We start from the raw sequence: 307 nt of genomic DNA on the forward strand, positions 1-307 counted from the left end.
CTGGTATGGACAAGAAATGATGTTACGCTTGAGTATGACTATCGTCCTGTCATTGCCACCAAAGTCACGCCCAATCAAGAAATCTATGAAGTTGTTGTCAAACACAGCAACAACTCCACAGAAACCTTTAAAACCACTAAAGAACACCCATTTTGGGTAGAAGGCATTGGCTGGCTTAAAGCTTCTTTACTAGAACAAGGCATGATACTGCTTGATAGAAACAATCAAGAAGTAGAAGTTATAAGTCAATACCTACTACCCAACCACCCCAAACTGTCTACAACTTTGAAGTACAAGACTTCCATAC

Annotated in this window: 1 protein-coding gene; it reads left to right on the forward strand. The window is 40.1% G+C overall.

Annotation, left to right across the window (positions count from 1 at the left end; genetic code table 11):
- Window positions 1-307: polymorphic toxin-type HINT domain-containing protein (locus tag HMPREF2573_RS03630; protein WP_228141150.1), on the forward strand; the 307-nt coding region annotated here is incomplete at both ends.

This window comes from Moraxella sp. HMSC061H09 (assembly GCF_001809255.1).
Taxonomy (GTDB): Bacteria; Pseudomonadota; Gammaproteobacteria; order Pseudomonadales; family Moraxellaceae; genus Moraxella; species Moraxella catarrhalis.